The 16,352-nt window shown below is 74.0% G+C and carries 15 protein-coding genes; 6 read left to right on the forward strand and 9 right to left on the reverse strand.

Features of this window, described 5'->3' with window-relative positions; all coding sequences use genetic code 11:
• Nucleotides 1–5: 5 nt before the first annotated feature.
• Complete coding sequence (locus tag OG823_RS06570; protein WP_371478284.1) at nucleotides 6–914, forward strand: acyl-CoA thioesterase; 909 nt, start codon at nucleotides 6–8, stop codon at nucleotides 912–914.
• 104 nt (nucleotides 915–1,018) lie between these two features.
• Nucleotides 1,019–1,651 (forward strand): TetR/AcrR family transcriptional regulator, encoded by a 633-nt coding sequence (locus tag OG823_RS06575; protein ID WP_371478286.1) that lies wholly within the window; start codon nucleotides 1,019–1,021, stop codon nucleotides 1,649–1,651.
• 12 nt (nucleotides 1,652–1,663) lie between these two features.
• Here the strand turns inward: OG823_RS06575 and OG823_RS06580 are convergent, their stop codons facing one another.
• The gene (locus OG823_RS06580; protein ID WP_371478287.1) at nucleotides 1,664–2,455 is read right to left on the reverse strand and encodes a putative protein N(5)-glutamine methyltransferase; all 792 of its coding nucleotides are present in this window, start codon (nucleotides 2,453–2,455) and stop codon (nucleotides 1,664–1,666) included.
• Nucleotides 2,456–2,792: 337 nt separating this feature from the next.
• Between OG823_RS06580 and OG823_RS06585 the strand changes: the two genes are divergently transcribed.
• The gene (locus tag OG823_RS06585) at nucleotides 2,793–2,972 is read left to right on the forward strand and encodes a hypothetical protein (RefSeq protein WP_371478289.1); all 180 of its coding nucleotides are present in this window, start codon (nucleotides 2,793–2,795) and stop codon (nucleotides 2,970–2,972) included.
• Between the two features lie 83 nt (nucleotides 2,973–3,055).
• On the opposite strand, the gene OG823_RS06590 is transcribed toward OG823_RS06585, so the two are convergent.
• The gene (locus OG823_RS06590) at nucleotides 3,056–5,086 is read right to left on the reverse strand and encodes a DUF2398 family protein (protein ID WP_371478291.1); all 2,031 of its coding nucleotides are present in this window, start codon (nucleotides 5,084–5,086) and stop codon (nucleotides 3,056–3,058) included.
• A gap of 164 nt (nucleotides 5,087–5,250) precedes the next feature.
• On the opposite strand from OG823_RS06590, the gene OG823_RS06595 reads away from it, so the two are divergent.
• Both OG823_RS06595 and OG823_RS06600 read left to right on the forward strand, forming a co-directional pair.
• Nucleotides 5,251–6,111, forward strand: coding sequence for a sterol desaturase family protein (locus tag OG823_RS06595; protein ID WP_371478293.1), 861 nt, complete (start codon nucleotides 5,251–5,253; stop codon nucleotides 6,109–6,111).
• Complete coding sequence (locus OG823_RS06600) at nucleotides 6,108–6,875, forward strand: lysoplasmalogenase (protein ID WP_371478295.1); 768 nt, start codon at nucleotides 6,108–6,110, stop codon at nucleotides 6,873–6,875. Before OG823_RS06595 ends, OG823_RS06600 begins: the two co-directional genes overlap by 4 nt.
• Nucleotides 6,876–6,939: 64 nt before the next feature.
• Here the strand turns inward: OG823_RS06600 and OG823_RS06605 are convergent, their stop codons facing one another.
• From OG823_RS06605 to OG823_RS06635, 7 genes are all read right to left on the reverse strand, one after another.
• The gene (locus tag OG823_RS06605; protein WP_371478297.1) at nucleotides 6,940–7,542 is read right to left on the reverse strand and encodes a hypothetical protein; all 603 of its coding nucleotides are present in this window, start codon (nucleotides 7,540–7,542) and stop codon (nucleotides 6,940–6,942) included.
• A 174-nt stretch (nucleotides 7,543–7,716) separates the two neighbouring features.
• Entirely contained in the window at nucleotides 7,717–8,520 is an 804-nt protein-coding gene (locus OG823_RS06610) for an exodeoxyribonuclease III (protein WP_371478299.1), read from the reverse strand.
• Nucleotides 8,521–8,634: 114 nt separating this feature from the next.
• Nucleotides 8,635–10,422, reverse strand: a complete 1,788-nt coding sequence (gene ggt, locus OG823_RS06615) for a gamma-glutamyltransferase (protein WP_371478301.1) — start codon at nucleotides 10,420–10,422, stop codon at nucleotides 8,635–8,637.
• A 352-nt stretch (nucleotides 10,423–10,774) separates the two neighbouring features.
• Complete coding sequence (locus OG823_RS06620; protein ID WP_371478303.1) at nucleotides 10,775–11,884, reverse strand: ROK family glucokinase; 1,110 nt, start codon at nucleotides 11,882–11,884, stop codon at nucleotides 10,775–10,777.
• Nucleotides 11,881–12,777: an ATP-binding cassette domain-containing protein gene (locus tag OG823_RS06625; RefSeq protein WP_371478305.1), complete on the reverse strand. Its 897-nt coding sequence runs from the start codon at nucleotides 12,775–12,777 to the stop codon at nucleotides 11,881–11,883. Before OG823_RS06625 ends, OG823_RS06620 begins: the two co-directional genes overlap by 4 nt.
• Nucleotides 12,777–13,823, reverse strand: a complete 1,047-nt coding sequence (locus OG823_RS06630; RefSeq protein ID WP_371478307.1) for an ABC transporter permease — start codon at nucleotides 13,821–13,823, stop codon at nucleotides 12,777–12,779. The genes OG823_RS06625 and OG823_RS06630 overlap by 1 nt, the downstream gene beginning before the upstream one ends.
• Entirely contained in the window at nucleotides 13,820–14,818 is a 999-nt protein-coding gene (locus OG823_RS06635; protein WP_371478309.1) for a substrate-binding domain-containing protein, read from the reverse strand. Before OG823_RS06635 ends, OG823_RS06630 begins: the two co-directional genes overlap by 4 nt.
• Nucleotides 14,819–15,177: 359 nt before the next feature.
• On the opposite strand from OG823_RS06635, the gene OG823_RS06640 reads away from it, so the two are divergent.
• On the forward strand, nucleotides 15,178–16,302 hold the full coding sequence (locus OG823_RS06640) for an alpha/beta hydrolase (RefSeq protein ID WP_371478311.1): 1,125 nt from the start codon (nucleotides 15,178–15,180) through the stop codon (nucleotides 16,300–16,302).
• The last annotated feature ends 50 nt before the right edge of the window (nucleotides 16,303–16,352 follow it).

Here is a 16,352-nt window from a genome sequence, read left to right on the forward strand (position 1 = left end):
AGCAGGTGAGTGAGCCGACCGGACAGTCCGCGCGGGCGAGCCTGGGCACCGCCCCCTTCGCCGACCTGCTGCGAATCGAAGAGCTGGACAAGAACCTGTTCCGTGGCTGGTGCCACGCGGGCGCACCGATGCGCGCCTTCGGCGGCCAGGTCGCCGCCCAGGCGCTCACGGCCGCCGGGCGCACCATCGGCCCCGAGCGCACCGTGCACTCGCTGCACAGCTACTTCCTGCGCCCGGGGGATCCGACCCAGCCGATCACCTACGAGGTGGACCGGGTCCGGGAGGGCCTGACCTACGCCACCCGCCGGGTGACCGCCGTCCAGCGGGACGAGGCGATCTTCACGCTCTCCGCCTCGTTCAAGATCCCGGAGGAGGCGGAGAGCCGCCAGCGCACCATGCCGCCCGTCCCCGGGCCGGAGGGCCTGCCCGACCCGTTCCGCGCCCGGGCGCAGGCCGACCCGGAGGCGTACGCCGCGACGGCCGGGTTCCGCACCCTGGACCTGCGGTTCATCCCGGCCGACGCGCCCGGCATACCGGCCGAAACCCCGGGCGTGCCGCAGCAGTTCGTCTGGCTGAGAGCCGGCACCCCGTTGCCCCAGGACGACCAGTTGCTCCAGGTGTGCGCGCTGACCTACCTGTCCGACCTCACGCTCGCCTCCACCGCCACCCTGCATCTCCAGTTGCCGCTGTTCCAGCGCACCGAGCCGCCGGCGGTCATCATCGCCTCGTTGGACCACGCGATGTGGTTCCACCGGCCGTTCCGCGCCGACGAGTGGCTGCTGTTCGCCCAGCGCAGCCCGTCCGCCTCCGACGGCCGGGGGCTGGCGCACGGGGAGTTCTACAACCGGGAGGGGCTGCTGGTCGCGTCCGCCGTCCAGGAGGCACTGATCCGGGACCGCCGTACCCACCGGTAGCGGACCGGCGGGGAAGCCGACGGCGGACACGGCTCCGTGAAGCGCGTCACGAGCGCGCGCATGCGTCATACTCCGGCGACGTCCGGGGGCCTATCATGGTGCGGGTGACCAAGGTTGACCTGTCACCAAGGCCGGTGGAGGCGATGTCTCCACGTCAGATCGAACGCCGTGAGAACCTCATCGCGGCCGCGCTCGCCCTCGTGAACGAGATCGGCGTCGAGCGGTTGCAGATGAAGCAGGTCTGCGAGCGCTCCGGAGTCGCCCTGGGGACGGCGTACCGGTACTTCTCCTCCAAGGACCACCTGCTGGCCGCCGCCATCGCCGAGTGGCACCGGCTCCTGCTGGCCGACCTGGTGGCGGAGCTGCGCGGGCCCCGCGGCGGTCCGGCGACGACGGACCGGGTGGTGCGCTTCGTCCAGCACGGCATGCGGGCCTACCAGCGGCAGCCGCAGCTGGCCCGGCTGCGGGTCGCCGTGGTGGCCTCCACCGATCCGTTCGCCAGCGAGGCCCTGCAGGGTATGGCGCGGGCCGACAGCGCCGCGCTGCAGGCGGTGATGACCCAGGTACCCGCGGCAGCCGGCGAACTCGTCCGGCACATCGTGGGCCACGCCTGGCAGGGCGAGCTGACGGCGTGGGTGACGGGCCGCAGCACCCTCGGGGACGCCCGGCGGCGGCTGGAGGACGTGGTGCGCCTGGTGCTCACTCCGTACGACGGCCAGCCGTACGACACGCAGTGAGCACCGGCGCCGTCAGGCGGTGCGGGTCCCGCTCACCACGGTCGCGTAGCGCTCCTCGCACTCGTCCACCCGCGCGGTCAGCCCGCCCCGGGTGACGGCGGCGACCGCCGCCGGCACCTGGAGTTCACTGGTCTCGAACAGCAGGCGGCCGCCGGGGGCCAGCCAGTCGGCCGCCTGCGCCGTCACCCGGCGCAGCACGTCCAGGCCGTCCGCCCCGCCGTCGAGGGCGACCCGGGCCTCGTGCAGCCGGGCCTCCGAGGGCAGCAGCTCGACCTCCAGGGTGGGTACGTAGGGCACGTTGGCGAGCAGTACGTCGACCCGTCCCCGCAGGCCGGCCGGCAGCGGTGCGAAGAGGTCCCCCAGGTGCACCCGCCCGCCGGCCCCGGCGAGGTTGCGGCGGGCGCACGCGACGGCGGCCGGGTCGATGTCGCAGGCGTACAGCTCGACCCCGGCCAGCTCGGCGGCCAGCGCCGCGCCCAGCGCGCCCGACCCGCAGCACAGGTCGACGACCACGGCCCCGGCCGGCGCGAGGGCGAGGGCCCGCTCGACCAGGAACTCGGTACGCCGCCGGGGTACGAACACCCCGGCGTCCACCGCGATCCGCAGACCGTTGAACTCGGCCCAGCCGAGCACGTGCTCCAGGGGCAGGCCGGCGACCCGCCGGCGCACCATGGCGGTGAGGTCGTCGGGGGTGTCGGCGGCGGTACGGAGCAGTTGCGCCTCGTCCTCGGCGAAGACACAGCCGGCGGCGCGGAGCGTGGTGACGATCGCGGAGAGCGGGGGAAAAGACGGCGGAACGGACATGAGAGCCTTTCGGAACGCCTGCGGGCGCTCCAGCGGTTCAGCCGCGCCGGTGGTTCGACACGGCCGCGAGGGGGAGCACCCGACCTGACACAGCGGTAATGGGTCTCACCTCCTCGATCCGTTCACTCCGACTGTCGGAGAGCGCCACCCTACCCGATCCGGCCCACCGGCCGAGCGCGCGCGAACGACGTGCGCCGCCCACCGGCCGGCGCGGGGCGCCGCACCCCGGGGCTGCGCCGTACGGGTGAACGCGTACCGACAGACCGACGTCCGCACCCCGTCAAGACTTCACTCACGCGTAGTCATCGTTTAACACCTCGCTGGAATGCTCGTCAGCATGAACAGCCGACCTCTGCCCGCCGCCCCGGACCAGCGCTTCCCGCTCCCCCAACGGCACCGCCGCCTGCTCGCCTGCGCCGCCGTAGCCGCCTCGGTCGCACTGGGCGCCTTCGGGGTCGGCGCCACGGTGGAGACCGTCCGGCACGGAACCGTCGCCTCGGCCACCGCCGCCCGCTGAGGGCCCGGGGCCGGGGCGACCGGGGCCGGGGTGGCCGGACCCGCGCCGGTGGGCACCGCCGGAGCGGGCCGCGGGGGCCGGTCTCAGGCCGGCAGGCCGGTACGGCGCTGCGCCCACGGGTGGGCGGGCGATGGGACCGGCGCGGCGGTCGGCGCGGCGGTCGGCGCGGCGGTCGGCGCGGCGGTCGGCGGCTCGGCGGCGGCGGGCCGCTGCGGGCGCTCGTCGCACTCCGGCGCCCCGGAGCCGTTCACGTACGCCTCGGACCGGTCCACCCCCTGGTCGGACCGGTCGCGCAGGTCCGGCTCCCCGTCCGGCAGGGCGTCGTCCTCCGCGCCGTCCGCGCCGGCGCGGCGGGAGTGCCGCCCGGTGCCGGTGGCGGGCAGCGGTTCGGCCTGCGGGGCGTACCGGGCGGCCGGCGCGAGCAGCAGCCATCCCGGCGGGTAGGTACCCCGCGGCGTGGGCGCGATCAGGCCCATCCTGGCCAGCAGGTCCAGCGCGTCGCGGCGCAGCGCCGTCCGGTCGGCCAGGTAGTCACGGCGCCAGCCGGCCCGCAGCCCGTGCTCGTCGGCGATGTCGCCGAGGGCGCCGTCTATCAGCGCGTCGGGTATCGGCACGGCCGTCCCGGCCGGGTCGCCGGGCAGCGGGCGCAGCTCCTCCACCAGGCGTTCGAGCAGCAGCAGCGCCGCCCGGTCGAGCGTGCCGGTGCCGGGCAGGGCGAGGTCGGTGAGTTCGTCGGCCGGGTCGAGCAGCGCGACGCCCTCGGTGCGCAGTTCCGCCTCCAGGCCGAGGAACTCGGCGAAGGACTCGGCCTCGGCCCGCCGGTGCTCCCGCAGCCAGGCGCCCTGCTCCTCGGTCAGGTCGTCGAACAGCACCGCCGGGGTCTCGGCGAGCAGGCGGCGTACCACTGTGGCGGGGGCGGCCTCGGCGGCCCCCCGGACCAGCGCGGCCGGGTCGGCGGCGAGCGCGGGCGGCCCGGCCGGCAGGGCCCGGGCCAGCTCGCGGTCGACGGTGAGCACGGCGGTCGGATCCAGGGTGTCCAGGCCGCTGCCGGTCGCGCTGAGCACCTGCCAGTCGGTCAGCACGCCCAGGGCGGCGGCGAGATCGGCCTCCGGTCCGGCTCCCCGGGCACCGGCGGCCGGGGCGAGCGCCCGGACGGCCGTGACCAGCCGCCCGAGCGGGAGTTGCTCGGGCGCGCCGACCAGCACCGACAGCGCGAGGGCGAGCTGGGCGTACTCGCCGGGGGTGAACGGCTCGCCGGTGCCCGGGCGCTCCAGCCGGCGGCCGCCGCCCGGTCCGAGGCCGCCCTTGCCGAGCCGGGCGTGCCAGGGGCCGACCACCAGCCGGTAGCCGAGCAGGGTGTCGAACCGCTCGGTCAGCCAGTCGCGGTGGCGGCGGATCAGCGGGAAGCCCTCGCCGTGCGGGCCGGCCGCGGTGACCAGCGGGTGGGCGAGCAGCAGCCGGGCCGCGACCCGGCGCTCGGCGGTCGCCGAGCGGTCCTGCGGGCGGGCCGGCAGCCGCGCGGGCTCGGGTTTGCGGTGCCTGCCGCGCCGCGGACCGGCGGCCGGGGCGAGGGGCTGGGCGCCACTCGGATCGTGGGCGCCGGCCGTCGGATCCGGGGACCGGCGGGACCGGCGCGGGCCCGGCACCGGGCGGGGTTCGTGGACCACCGTCGCGGCGGGGGCGGGCGCGCTCGGCCCGTGCCACCAGCTGACGCCGTCCGGGCCGTCGGCTTCCGGGGCGGCGGCGGGGGCGTCGCCGCCGTGCCGGGCACCGAAGTGCCGGGCACCGTAGAGGCCGAACGCGGCGGTGAACAGATCGTGGGCGGCCTCGTCCCCGGCGGTGACGAACCAGCCGGCCAGTCGCAGCAGCCCGGGATCGGCGGGGTACGGCGCACCGGCCCGCGCCGCGCCGTCGACGGCGGCGTACGGCACGCCGTCAGCAGGTCCGGCGCCAGCGCCGCCGCGGGGGCCCCGGGCCGGGCCGCCGTCGTCGGGGAGTGCGCCGCGCACGGCTGCGCAGGCGCCGGTGGTGGCCCGCCCCGCCCCGCCCGCGCGCCCGTCCGACGTGCCGCCGGCCACCCGTAGGGTGCCGGCCGCGTACTCCTGCTGATCCATGTCGTGGACCAGATTAGTCGGTGGGCACGGCCGCCGGTGGCAGCAACCGGCCTACCCGGCGATTTGTCCGGCGCCCGGCCGGCCGAGCGGTCCGGCGGCCCGAAATCTACGCGTCGGTAACAACCCCTTCCGCAGGCCGCCCACCGTCGCCTATCGTGCCGGACATGCCGAACCTGCCCGATGTCGTGCTCTGGTCGATACCCGCCTTCGTGCTGCTCACCGTCCTGGAGATCGCCTCGTTCCGGTTCCATCCGGACGAGGAGGAACAGGGCTACAGCCGCCGTGACACCACGACCAGCCTCACCATGGGTCTCGGCAGCCTGCTCTTCGACGCCCTGTGGAAGATCCCGGTGGTGGCGCTCTACGCGGCCCTGTACGAGCTGACGCCGCTTCGGGTGCCCGTGCTGTGGTGGACGGTGCCGCTGATGCTGCTGGCGCAGGACTTCTTCTACTACTGGTCGCACCGCGGCCACCACGTGATCCGCATTCTCTGGGCCTGCCACGTGGTCCACCACTCCAGCAGGCACTACAACCTCTCCACCGCGCTGCGCCAGCCCTGGACCAGCGCCACCAGCTGGGTGTTCTACGTCCCGATGATCCTGGCCGGCGTGCACCCCGCCGCCCTGGCGTTCTGCTCCTCGGCCAACCTGGTCTACCAGTTCTGGATCCACACCGAGCGGATCGACCGGCTCCCCCGCCCGGTCGAGTACCTGTTCAACACGCCGTCCCACCACCGGGTCCACCACGCCTCGCAGGGCGGCTACCTGGACCGCAACTTCGGCGGCATCCTGATCCTCTGGGACCGGCTCTTCGGCTCCTTCACCGCCGAGACGACCAGGCCGGTCTACGGCCTGACGAAGAATCTGGACACCTTCAACCCGCTGCGGGTCGCCACCCACGAGTACCGGGCCATCGCCCGCGACCTGGCCGCCGCCGACAACTGGCGCGACCGGCTGCGCCACCTCACCAAGGGCCCCGGCTGGCAGCCGGCCCGCCCCGACCGCCCGGAGGGCAACCCCGCATGAGTCTCAGCAGCACCACTCGCGTCGTCGGCGGCCGGCTGCGCGCCGCCCGGGGCCTGCTCGCCGGATTCGCCGCCACCTCGGCCGCGCACCTGGGCGCGATCCTCACCGACAGCCCCGCGCTCCAGCACGCCACCAAGCCGGCGCTGATGCCGCTGCTGGCCGCGCACACCCTGACCGCCACCGAGCGCGCCCCGAAGCTGCTCGCACCCGCGCTGCTGCTGAGCGCCGGCGGCGACGTCCTGCTCCAGGTCGGCGGCGACACCGCCTTCCTGGCGGGCATGGGCTCCTTCGCGGCCGCGCACGTCTGCTACGTGACGATGTTCGTGCGACGCGGCGCGCTGGACGACCGGCGCCGCACCGCGCTGGTGGCGGCGGGCTACGCGGCGGCCTGGGCGGCGCTCGTCTCGCAGCTGTGGCCCGGCCTCGGCGAGCTGAAGATCCCGGTGGCGCTCTACAGCCTGCTGCTCACCTCGACCGCCGTGACCTCGGCCCGGCTCGGCCTGCGCACCGGCCTGGGCGGTGCGCTGTTCCTGCTGTCGGACACACTGATCGCCACCGACATCGCGCACTGGCGCCAGTTGCCCGGCCACGAGTTCTGGGTCATGGCGACCTATGTGGTCGCGCAGTACCTGCTGGCTAGCGGAATCCTGAAGGCCCACCAGGACGACCCGACCGAACCGACCGACCTGACCGACCCGACCGGGCAAAACGACCGGGGCACCCGGAGCGGCCGGACGTACGACGGCGCGCCGGCCGCCTCCTGACACACGCCGGCGCCCCGGGGCCGGGTGGGCCCGGGGCGCCGGCGCACGGGCGCCGGACCGCCTCTCAGGCGCCCCGGGAGCCGGGCCGGGCGTCGGCCGTGGTCCGGCGGCGCAGCAGCAGGAAGCCGCCCACCCCGCCGGCCACCAGGACCGCGCCGCCCGCCAGCTCCGCCGGGCTCTCACCCACCGAGCCGCCGAGACCGGTCTTCACCGCGCCGTGCGGCTCCTCGACCAGCCCGGCGGCCGGCCCGGCGAGCGAGGAGTCCCAGTCACCGGCCGCCGGGGCGGTGGCGCCGTGGCCGGGCGCGGAGGCGACCACCGTGGTGACCGTCACGCTGGTCGAGAAGGTGCCGCCGTCGGGGCACTTCCCGTCGATCTTGGCGTCGCCGCCGGGCTTGTCCGCGACCTTCGCCGAACCGGTGTGCCGGCCGTCCGCCCCGAGCGTGAGGGTGGCCGGGCCGCCCTCGAACGCGGCGGACTCGGCGGTGATCGTCTTGGTGGTGCTCTTCTCGCAGGACACGGTGACCGTGACGGTCTGACCCGGCGCGGCCTGGGACGGACTGACGGTCGCCTTGCCGCCGTCCTTGGCCATCGCCGCCGGGGCCGAGAAGGCGATCAGCAGGGTGGCACCTGTCAGAGCTGCGGCGGCCGTACGCGTGGGGCGCATACCGGAACCTCCAGGATTCTCGGGCGCAGTCGGGGACTCCTGTGTCCACGTGGTCGGACAACTACACCCAGTCACCCCACACGCTAGGCAGCACCCCGCCCCGCGGCCACCGCACGGGACCGTTCGGGGACGCTCGTCGCTCTGCGCGACCGGCGCCCCACCGACCGGCGCGGCTCAGAGGTCGAGGTCCACCACCACCGGCGCGTGGTCGGAGGTGCCCTTGCCCTTCCGGGCCTCGCGGTCGACATAGCTGTCCGTCACGGCCTCGGCGAACGCCTTGTTGCCGTACGTCAGGTCGATCCGCATGCCCCGGTTCTTCGGGAAGGCCAGCTGGCGGTAGTCCCAGTAGGTGTAGGGCCGGTCGTACTTCAGCGGGCGGGGCACCACGTCCCGCAGGCCGGCCTCGCGCAGGTTGCCGAGGGCGGCGCGCTCGGCCGGGGTGACGTGCGTCAGCCCGGCGAAGGCGGCGACATCGAACACGTCCTCGTCGGTGGGGGCGATGTTGAAGTCGCCGAGGACGGCGAACGGCCGCTCCCCCGCCGCGTCCTCGATGACGGCCCGGCGCAGGGTCTCCAGCCAGTCCAGCTTGTAGCGGTAGTGCGCGTGGTCGACCTCCCGGCCGTTCGGCACGTAGACCGACCAGACCCGGACGGGCCCGCAGGTCGCCGCGACGGCGCGGGGCTCGACGTCCGCCAGCAGGGCGTCGTCGGCGAGGTAGCCGGGCTGCTCGGGCAGGCCCCGGTGGACGTCCTCCAGACCGATCCGGGAGACGATCGCCACGCCGTTCCACCGGCCGTTGCCGTGCGCGGCCGTCTCGTAGCCGAGCTCCCGGACGGCCTCGTACGGGAAGGCCTCCGCCGAGCACTTGAGCTCCTGGAGGCAGAGCACGTCGGGCTCGGCGCTCTCCAGCCACTCCAGGAGTTTGGGCAACCGGGCGGTGACGGAGTTGATGTTCCAGGTGGCGATGCGGACGGTCACGGCAGGCGGCCTTCCCGGTGGTACGGACGAGGAGCCGGCGGGCAGCCGGCCGGGGTGGGCGCCCCTGCGGACGCCCACCCCGAATCTACCGCCCGGCACCGACAGGCGGTCGGATCACCGGGACGGCCGTACCACCGCCGCGGCTCCCCCGCCCCGGCGCACGGGTTCGGCGGCGGCCAGCCAGCGGCCGTCCGGCAGCCGCTCCACGCCGGTCGCCGCGCCGATCTCGGGGGTGACGGCGAAGGACTGTCCGAGCGCCTCCAGCGCGGCCCGCTCGGGCAGGGCGAGGAAGGCGGGTTCGGCCTGGGTGGTGGCGGTGTTGCGCTGGCTGGCGCGGGGCGCGGCGATCGCCTGCTCCAGCGTCAGGCCGCGGTCCAGGCGGCCCAGCAGCACCTGGAGCACGGTGGTGATGATCGTCGCGCCACCGGGCGAACCCACCGCGAGCAGCGGCTCGCCGTCGCGCAGCACCACGGTCGGCGAGATCGAGGAGCGCGGCCGCTTGCCGGGCCCGGGCAGGTTCGGATCCGGTACGCCGGGGGTGTTGGGGGTGAAGGAGAAGTCCGTCAGCTCGTTGTTCAGCAGGAAGCCCCGCCCGGGTACGGCGATGCCGCTTCCGCCGGTCTGTTCGATCGTCAGCGTGTAGGAGACCACGTCGCCCCAGCGGTCGGCGACGCTCAGGTGGGTGGTGCTCGGCCCCTCGTAGGTCTCGGTGACGGCGGGCCCCGCGCTCGCGCAGTCGGCCGGACGGCGCGGGTCCCCGGGGGCGAGCGGGCTGGTCAGCGTCCGGTCGGGGCTGATCAGGCAGGCCCTGGCGGCCGCGAACCGGGGCGAGAGCAGCTCTCTGGTCGGGACGTCCGAGAAGCGCGGGTCGCCCACCCACCGGTTGCGGTCGGCGAAGGCGATCCGACCGGCCTCCAGGTAGTGGTGGTAGTACTGCACCGGGTCGGCCGCCGCGAGGTCGGTGTCCTCCAGGATGCCGAGCGCCTCGCCGACGGTGGTGCCGCCGGAGCTGGACGGAGCGATGCCGTAGACGTCGTAGTCCCGGTACGCGACGTGGGTGGGCTGCTGAGCGATCGGCCGGTAGGCCGCGAGGTCGGCCGCGTCCACCGCGCCCGGCCGCACCACCCGCCCGGACGCGGGGTCGACCGGCGGCTGCTGGAGGGCCCGCACGACGTCGGCGCCGATCGGCCCCCGGTAGAACGCGCCGGCGCCGTCCCGCCCGAGCTCCCGGTAGGTGGCGGCGAGATCCGGGTTGCGCAGCGTGGACCCGACCGCCGGGGGCGCGCCGCCGGGCAGGAAGAGCCGGCTGGTGGCCGGGAAGTCCTTGAAGCGGTCCTGGTTCGCGGCCGTCTGGTCCCGGAAGGTGGGATCGACGGTGAAGCCGTGGTCGGCGATCCGCTCGGCCGGCTCCAGCACCGTGGCGAGCGGGCGGCTGCCCCAGAGCTGGAGCGCCTTCTCCCAGGTGGCGGCGGTGCCGGGGACGCCGACCGACAGGCCGCTGGTGACGGCGTCGGCGAAGGCGAGCGGCTTGCCGTCCTCCAGGAAGAGCGAGTCGTCGGCGCTCCGTGAGGCCGTCTCGCGGCCGTCCAGGGTGGAGACCCGGCCGGTGGCGGCGTCGTAGTGGACGAAGTAGCCGCCACCGCCGATGCCCGCCGAGTAGGGCTCGGTGACGCCGAGGGCGGCGGCCGTGGCGACCGCCGCGTCCACCGCGTTGCCGCCGGCGCGCAGCACCTCGATCCCGGCCGCCGTGGCGTCGGCGTCCACACTGGCCACCGCCCCGCCGTAACCGACGGCCTCGGGCACCTTGGGCGGTGGGCCGGCGGCCTGCGCCGGGGCCGCGGTGGCACAGACGAGCGCGGTGGCGAGCAGGAGTTGCGGGGCGATGGTGGCCAGGGCTCTCATGCGGGACCTCCTGAGACGGCGTCAGGATCCGTTCTTTCACAGCCGAGGTGTACAGGACAACAGGGCGTCGGACACCGGGCCGCCAGTTACCCACGCCACACTCACTACGCATTGCATGTGCGGCAGTACTCCTGGTAGTCATTGTCATGGCGCGCACACGACAGAAGGGAGGCGCCATGAGAAGAAGAAAGCGCAAGAGAAGAAGACCCGACGTACCACCGCAGGGATCCGCCCGCCGTTCGGCCGGCAGCTAGCCCGTACCCCGGCCTGGCGGCCGCCCGGGCTGCCAGGCCGTACCGTCACGACGGTTCACGAACCGGCCCGCCCCCGGCGCCGACCGCTCCCCGCGGTCTCAGGACGTGGCCCCGCGCTCCACCCGGCGCCGCTTGATGGTGCGGAACCGGCGCGCGACCTGGCGCGCGAGGTCGGCGGCGCCGACCAGTCCCGCCTCGTTGCCGAGGGCGGCGTGCACGATCACGGCCTCGGGCCGGAAACCCCGGCCGGTCAGGGTCCGCCTGAACGCCTCCCGGGCCGGCCCCAGCAGCAGGCCGCCCGCCTCCGAGACGCCGCCGCCGATGACGAACCGTCCGGGATCCAGTGCGGCCGCCAGGTTGGCGATACCCACGCCGAGCCAGGTGCCGACCTCGTACAGCAGCTCGACGGCGACCGGGTCACCCTCCCGGGCCGCCTCGGTGACCAGCGGACCGGTGATCCCCTCCGCTGTACCGCCGGCCCGGGCGAGCAGCGGCTCGACCACCGGTGACTCCTCGGCGACCAGCTCGCGGGCGTCCCGGACCAACGCGTTCCCGGAGGAGTACTGCTCCCAGCAACCTCGGTTGCCGCACGGGCAGCGGTGCCCTCCGGGGACGACCTGCATGTGTCCGAACTCGCCCGCCAGCCCGTACTTGCCGCGGTCCACGTAGCCGTCGCGCACCACGGCGCCGCCGATGCCGGTGCCCAGCGTCAGCATCACCATGTGGTCCTCGCCGCGGCCGGCGCCGAAGCGCCACTCGGCCCAGGCGGCGGCGTTGGCGTCGTTCTCCACCACCACCGGGAACCGCAGCCGCTCGCTGAGCGCCTGCTGGAGCGGCTCGTTGCGCCAGTTCAGGTGCGGGGCGAAGAGGATCTTCGAGCGCTCGGCGTCGACCCAGCCGGCCGCGCCGACGCCGACCGCGTGCACGTCGTGCCGGTCGGCGAGCCGGAGCACCAGGTCGACGATGACGTCCTCGACCACCCGGGCGCTCTTGCTCTTGTCCGGGGTGTCGGTGCGCAGCTTCTCCAGCACCTTGCCCTCGCCGTCCACCACGCCCGCGACCACCTTGGTGCCGCCGATGTCGATACCGATGGTGGGCAGCCGCAGGATGCTCGCGGGCAGGGCCCGGCGGCGGCGCTCGGCGCGCGGGCCGAGGCCCAGCAGGGTGGGCAGGACGGCCGGCTTGGCGGCGCCGTGGGGACCGGTCACTGCGGCGGACCCTCCTTCGGGTCGGTGCCGGGAGCGGTGCCGGCATCGGGGCGGGGGCCGGCGCCTGGCGCCGGCCGGGTGTCGGAACGGGTGTCGGAACGGATGTGGGGCCGGGTGTCGGAACGGGTGTCGGGCCGGGCCAGCTCGTGGCTGAGCTCGGCGAGGTCGGAACCGCCCGCCATCTCGGTGGTCAGCTGTTCGAGGGTGATCTCGGCGCGCGGGTGGCTCCCTGCCATCCTGCCCCGCTTCAACAGGGTGAAGTGGTCGCCGACCAGGTGGGCGTGGTGCGGGTTGTGCGTGATCAGCACCACGCCCAGCCCGGCGTCGCGGGCCGCCGTGACGTACCTGAGCACCACCCCGGACTGCTTGACGCCCAGCGCGGCCGTCGGTTCGTCCAGGATCAGCACCCGGGCGCCGAAGTGGACGGCCCTGGCGATCGCGACACACTGCCGCTGGCCACCGGAGAGGGTGCCGATCGGCTGGTCCACGTCGTGCAGGTCGATGCCCATCCGCAGCAGCGCCGCCCGGGTGGTGGACCGCATCCCGGCGGTGTCCAGTCGCAGCGCGCCGCGCTCCGAGCCGAGGAAGAAGTTGCGCCAGACCGGCATCAGCGGGACGACGGCGAGATCCTGGTAGACGGTCGCGATGCCCCGGTCCAGGGCCTGCCGGGGGGAGTCGAGGCGGACCTCCTCGCCGGCGATGGTGTAGCTGCCCTCGTCGTGCCGGTGCAGTCCGGCGATGATCTTGATGAGGGTGGACTTGCCGGCTCCGTTGTCACCGAGCACACAGCTGATCTCGCCCGCGTGCAGGGCCAGGGAGACGTCCCGCAGCGCGCGGACGGAGCCGTACGTCTTGCCGACACCGGTCAGCGCGAGCAGTTCGTCGCCGCTCATCACCGCACCCCCCGCTCGACCCGGCGGCGGACCCAGGCGTTCAGCAGCGCGGCGAGCAACAGCATCGCACCGAGGAAGAACTTGAACCAGTCCGGGTTCCACTGCGCGTAGACGATGCCCTTGCTGGTCATGCCGAAGATCAGCGCGCCGAGCGCGGAGCCGGCCACCGAGCCGTAGCCCCCGGTGATCAGGCAGCCGCCGATGACGGCCGCCACGATGTAGATCAGCTCGTTGCCGACCCCCTCGCCGGACTGCACCGTGTCGAAGGAGTACAGCAGGTGCTGGCCCAGCACCCAGGCGCAGAAGCCGACGCCCAGGTAGAGCAGGGTCCTGGTCCGCCCGACCGGCACGCCGACCGCGCGGGCGGCGGCCGCGTCACCGCCCACCGCGAAGATCCAGTTGCCGAAGCCGGTGCGCAGCAACACCCAGCTGCCGGTCAGCAGCAGGGCCAGCCACCACCAGACGGTGGCCTTGACCGTCAGCCCGCCGACGGTGACCTCGGAGGCGAACAGCCAGCGGCAGGAGGCGAAGCCCTGCATGTCGGAGATCGGCCTGGTGGTGACCGTCCCGGTGACCAGTTTGGTCACGCCGAGGTTGGCGCCGGTGAGCATCAGGAAGGTACCGAGCGTGACGATGAAGCTGGGCAGCCCGGTCCGGCCGAGCACCCAGCCGTTGAAACCGCTGACGGCCAGCACGACGACCAGGGAGACCGCCGTGCCCACCCAGGTCACGGCGGTGAACTGGTAGGAGACCATCGAGGAGGTCAGCGCGGCGGTGGTGACCAGGACGCCGGCCGAGAGGTCGAACTCACCGCCGATCATGAGCAGCGAGACCGGCACCGCCATGATCCCGATGGTGGACGCGGCGTAGAGCACCGTCCCGACGGAGGCGACCCGGAGGAAGCTGTCGGCGGCCACCGCGAAGAACAGGAAGACCGCGACGGCCGCGAACAGCGCGCCGATCTCGGGGCGGGCCAGCAGCCGACGGGCGACCGGGGGCCGTTCCGTCGCCAGGACGTCGGCGGGCGGCGGCGCGGGAGTGTTCATCGGGTGCCCCTGGCGACGTCCTGGGCGAGCGCGGCGGCGTCGTTCTCGGTGAGTACCTGGGGGCCGGTCAGCACGGGCCCGCCACCGCCGAGCACGTCCAGGTTGTAGCGGTACAACCAGAGCAGGTCGACGCCCTCGTAGCCCTGCAGGTAGGGCTGCTGGTCGACGGCGAAGCCGACGGTGCCCGCCTGAAGGCCGGTCACCACCTGCGGGCCCAGGTCGAAGGTGTCGAGCTCGACCGGGCGCCGGACGTCCTGGACGGCCTGCAGTGCGGTGGCGGCGATCGGGGCGCTCAGCGTCAGCAGGGTGTCCAGGGCGGGGTCGGCCTGGAGCTCGGCGGAGACGGCGGCCCTGGCGTCGGGCATGTTGACGCCGTCGACGTAGAGGGTCTGGAACTGCCCGCCGAACATCGACCGGGCGCCCGAGCAGCGCTGCTCCTGGCCCACGTTGCCCTGCTCGTGGATCACGCAGAGCACGTTCTTGCGGCCCCGGGCGTCCAGTGCGGCGCCGGCCGCCCGACCCGCCGTGGTCTCGTCCTGCCCGATGTGGGTGAGGGCCCCGAACCGCGCCGAGAACTCCTGGCCGGAGTTGATGCTGATCACCGGGATACCGGCCGCCTTGGCCTTGGCCAGCACCGGGCCGAGCGCGTCGCCCTTGGCGAGGGAGACCAGCAGACCGTCGACCCGCTGGTCGATCGCGGCCTGGACGAGCTGGACCTGGTTCTGGGTCTGCGCGTCGTTGGAGTAGAGGAAGGTGATGTTGTCCTTCGCCGCGGCCTGCTCGGCGCCCTTGCGGACGGTGTCCCAGAAGGCGTCGCCCGCACCGGCGTGGGTGACCATGGCGATCTTCCAGCGAGGGGTGTCCACCGCCCCGCCGGCCGTCGCGGCGTGCTCGCGGGCCTGCTCGGCCCGTCTTCCGCCGGTGCTGCTGCAGCCCGCGAGGGCCGCCGCGAGCACGAGCGCCGCACAGAGCGGGCGGAGTCGGGTTCGCCTCATGTGTACGTCTCTCCTGCTTCGCCGGCCGGCCGCGCACCGCCGGTCCCTGGTGCACCAGTCTGGGACGCCGGGTGTCCGGATGCCGGGACCGCCTCGCCCGTCCTCGCCCGGCCGCGGCGGTATCGTGCCTGTTCGGAGGCTTTCCTTGGAGTTGGCTGGGCGAATTCTGCGACGACACCCACGCGGGTGGCAGACTGTCCGGGGATCCGAAGCAGATCATCAGGAAAATGTGATGTTCCTCTCAGCTTCCCCACAGCTTCGCCGGCAACCGATCTTCCGTTCCATGCCGTCCCATCCCATTGGAGAGCGCACCGGGCACGCGGGTCCCGGGCGGCTTGCAACCCGGATACGAGACTTTGATGCAACTGACAGGTACACCGTTCTTCATCTGCACGATCGTCCTCGTGCCGATCTCCATCGCGGTGGCGATGCTGTTCTGGGGCAAGGTCCGCGGACCGCAGCCCCTACGGGTCCTGTCCAGACTGGCCATGCTGCTCCTCTGCCAGCTCACGGCCGTGCTGATGGTCTTCGTCATGGTCAACAACGCCAACCTGATCTACGGCACCTGGGACGACCTGCTCGGGACCGGCAACCACGTCCGGGCCGTACCGGCGGTGCCGCCCGCCGACGGCCCCGGCGCCCCGGGCCAGGACAGCAAGTCCCCCGCGAAGGTCATCCAGTCCTTCAAGAACGTGGACGACCCCAAGGTGCCCGGTGACGTGAGGCGCACCGACCTCAAGGGCCGGCTCTCCGGGATCGACGGCGAGGTGCTGGTCTGGCTGCCGCCGCAGTACGACGAGCCCGCCTACAAGGACAAGAAGTTCCCGGTCGTCGAGCTGATCCCCGGCTGGCCCGGCTCCTCCAGCACCTGGTACGGCACGCTCAAGGTGTCCGAGCAGCTCAAGCCGCTGATGCAGCAGGGCAAGGTGGCTCCCTTCATCCTGGTCTCGCCGCGCACCCTGCTGCTGGGCAACAAGGTCGACGCCGGCTGCACCGACGTCCCCGGCAAGGCCAACGCCGAGACCTGGCTGGCCCGCGACGTGCCGCAGATGGTGCTGGACAACTTCCGGGTCGACCCGTCCGCCGACCGCTGGGCGGTCGCCGGGTACTCGGCCGGCGCGCACTGCGCCACCAAGCTGGCCATCGCCCACCCCAACCGCTACCGCGCCGGAGTCAGCCTCTCCGGCTACAACGACCCCGCCATCGAGGCGGAGTCGCTGGTCGGCCAGGACCCGAAACTGCGCGAGGCCAACAACCCGGTCACCATGCTGAGGACCGCGGCGCAGCCGCCGAAGGTCGCGCTCTACCTCAGCGGCAACAAGGGCGACGGGTTCGAGGACGCGCTGGCGCTCAAGGCGGTGGCCAAGGCCCCGACCACCGTCCAGCCCGTGGAGACCACCGGGCCGCACGCCAGCGACGTCTGGCGGCCGATGGTGCCGGGCGTCTTCGAGTGGCTGACCGGCGTCATCCCCGTCCAGCCCTGACCGGGACGGCCGGAGCCGAGCCGCGAACATGCCGAAGGGCCCCCGCGAGC

Origin of the sequence: Kitasatospora sp. NBC_00315 (assembly GCF_041435095.1) — a bacterium.
Classification (GTDB): Bacteria; Actinomycetota; Actinomycetes; order Streptomycetales; family Streptomycetaceae; genus Kitasatospora.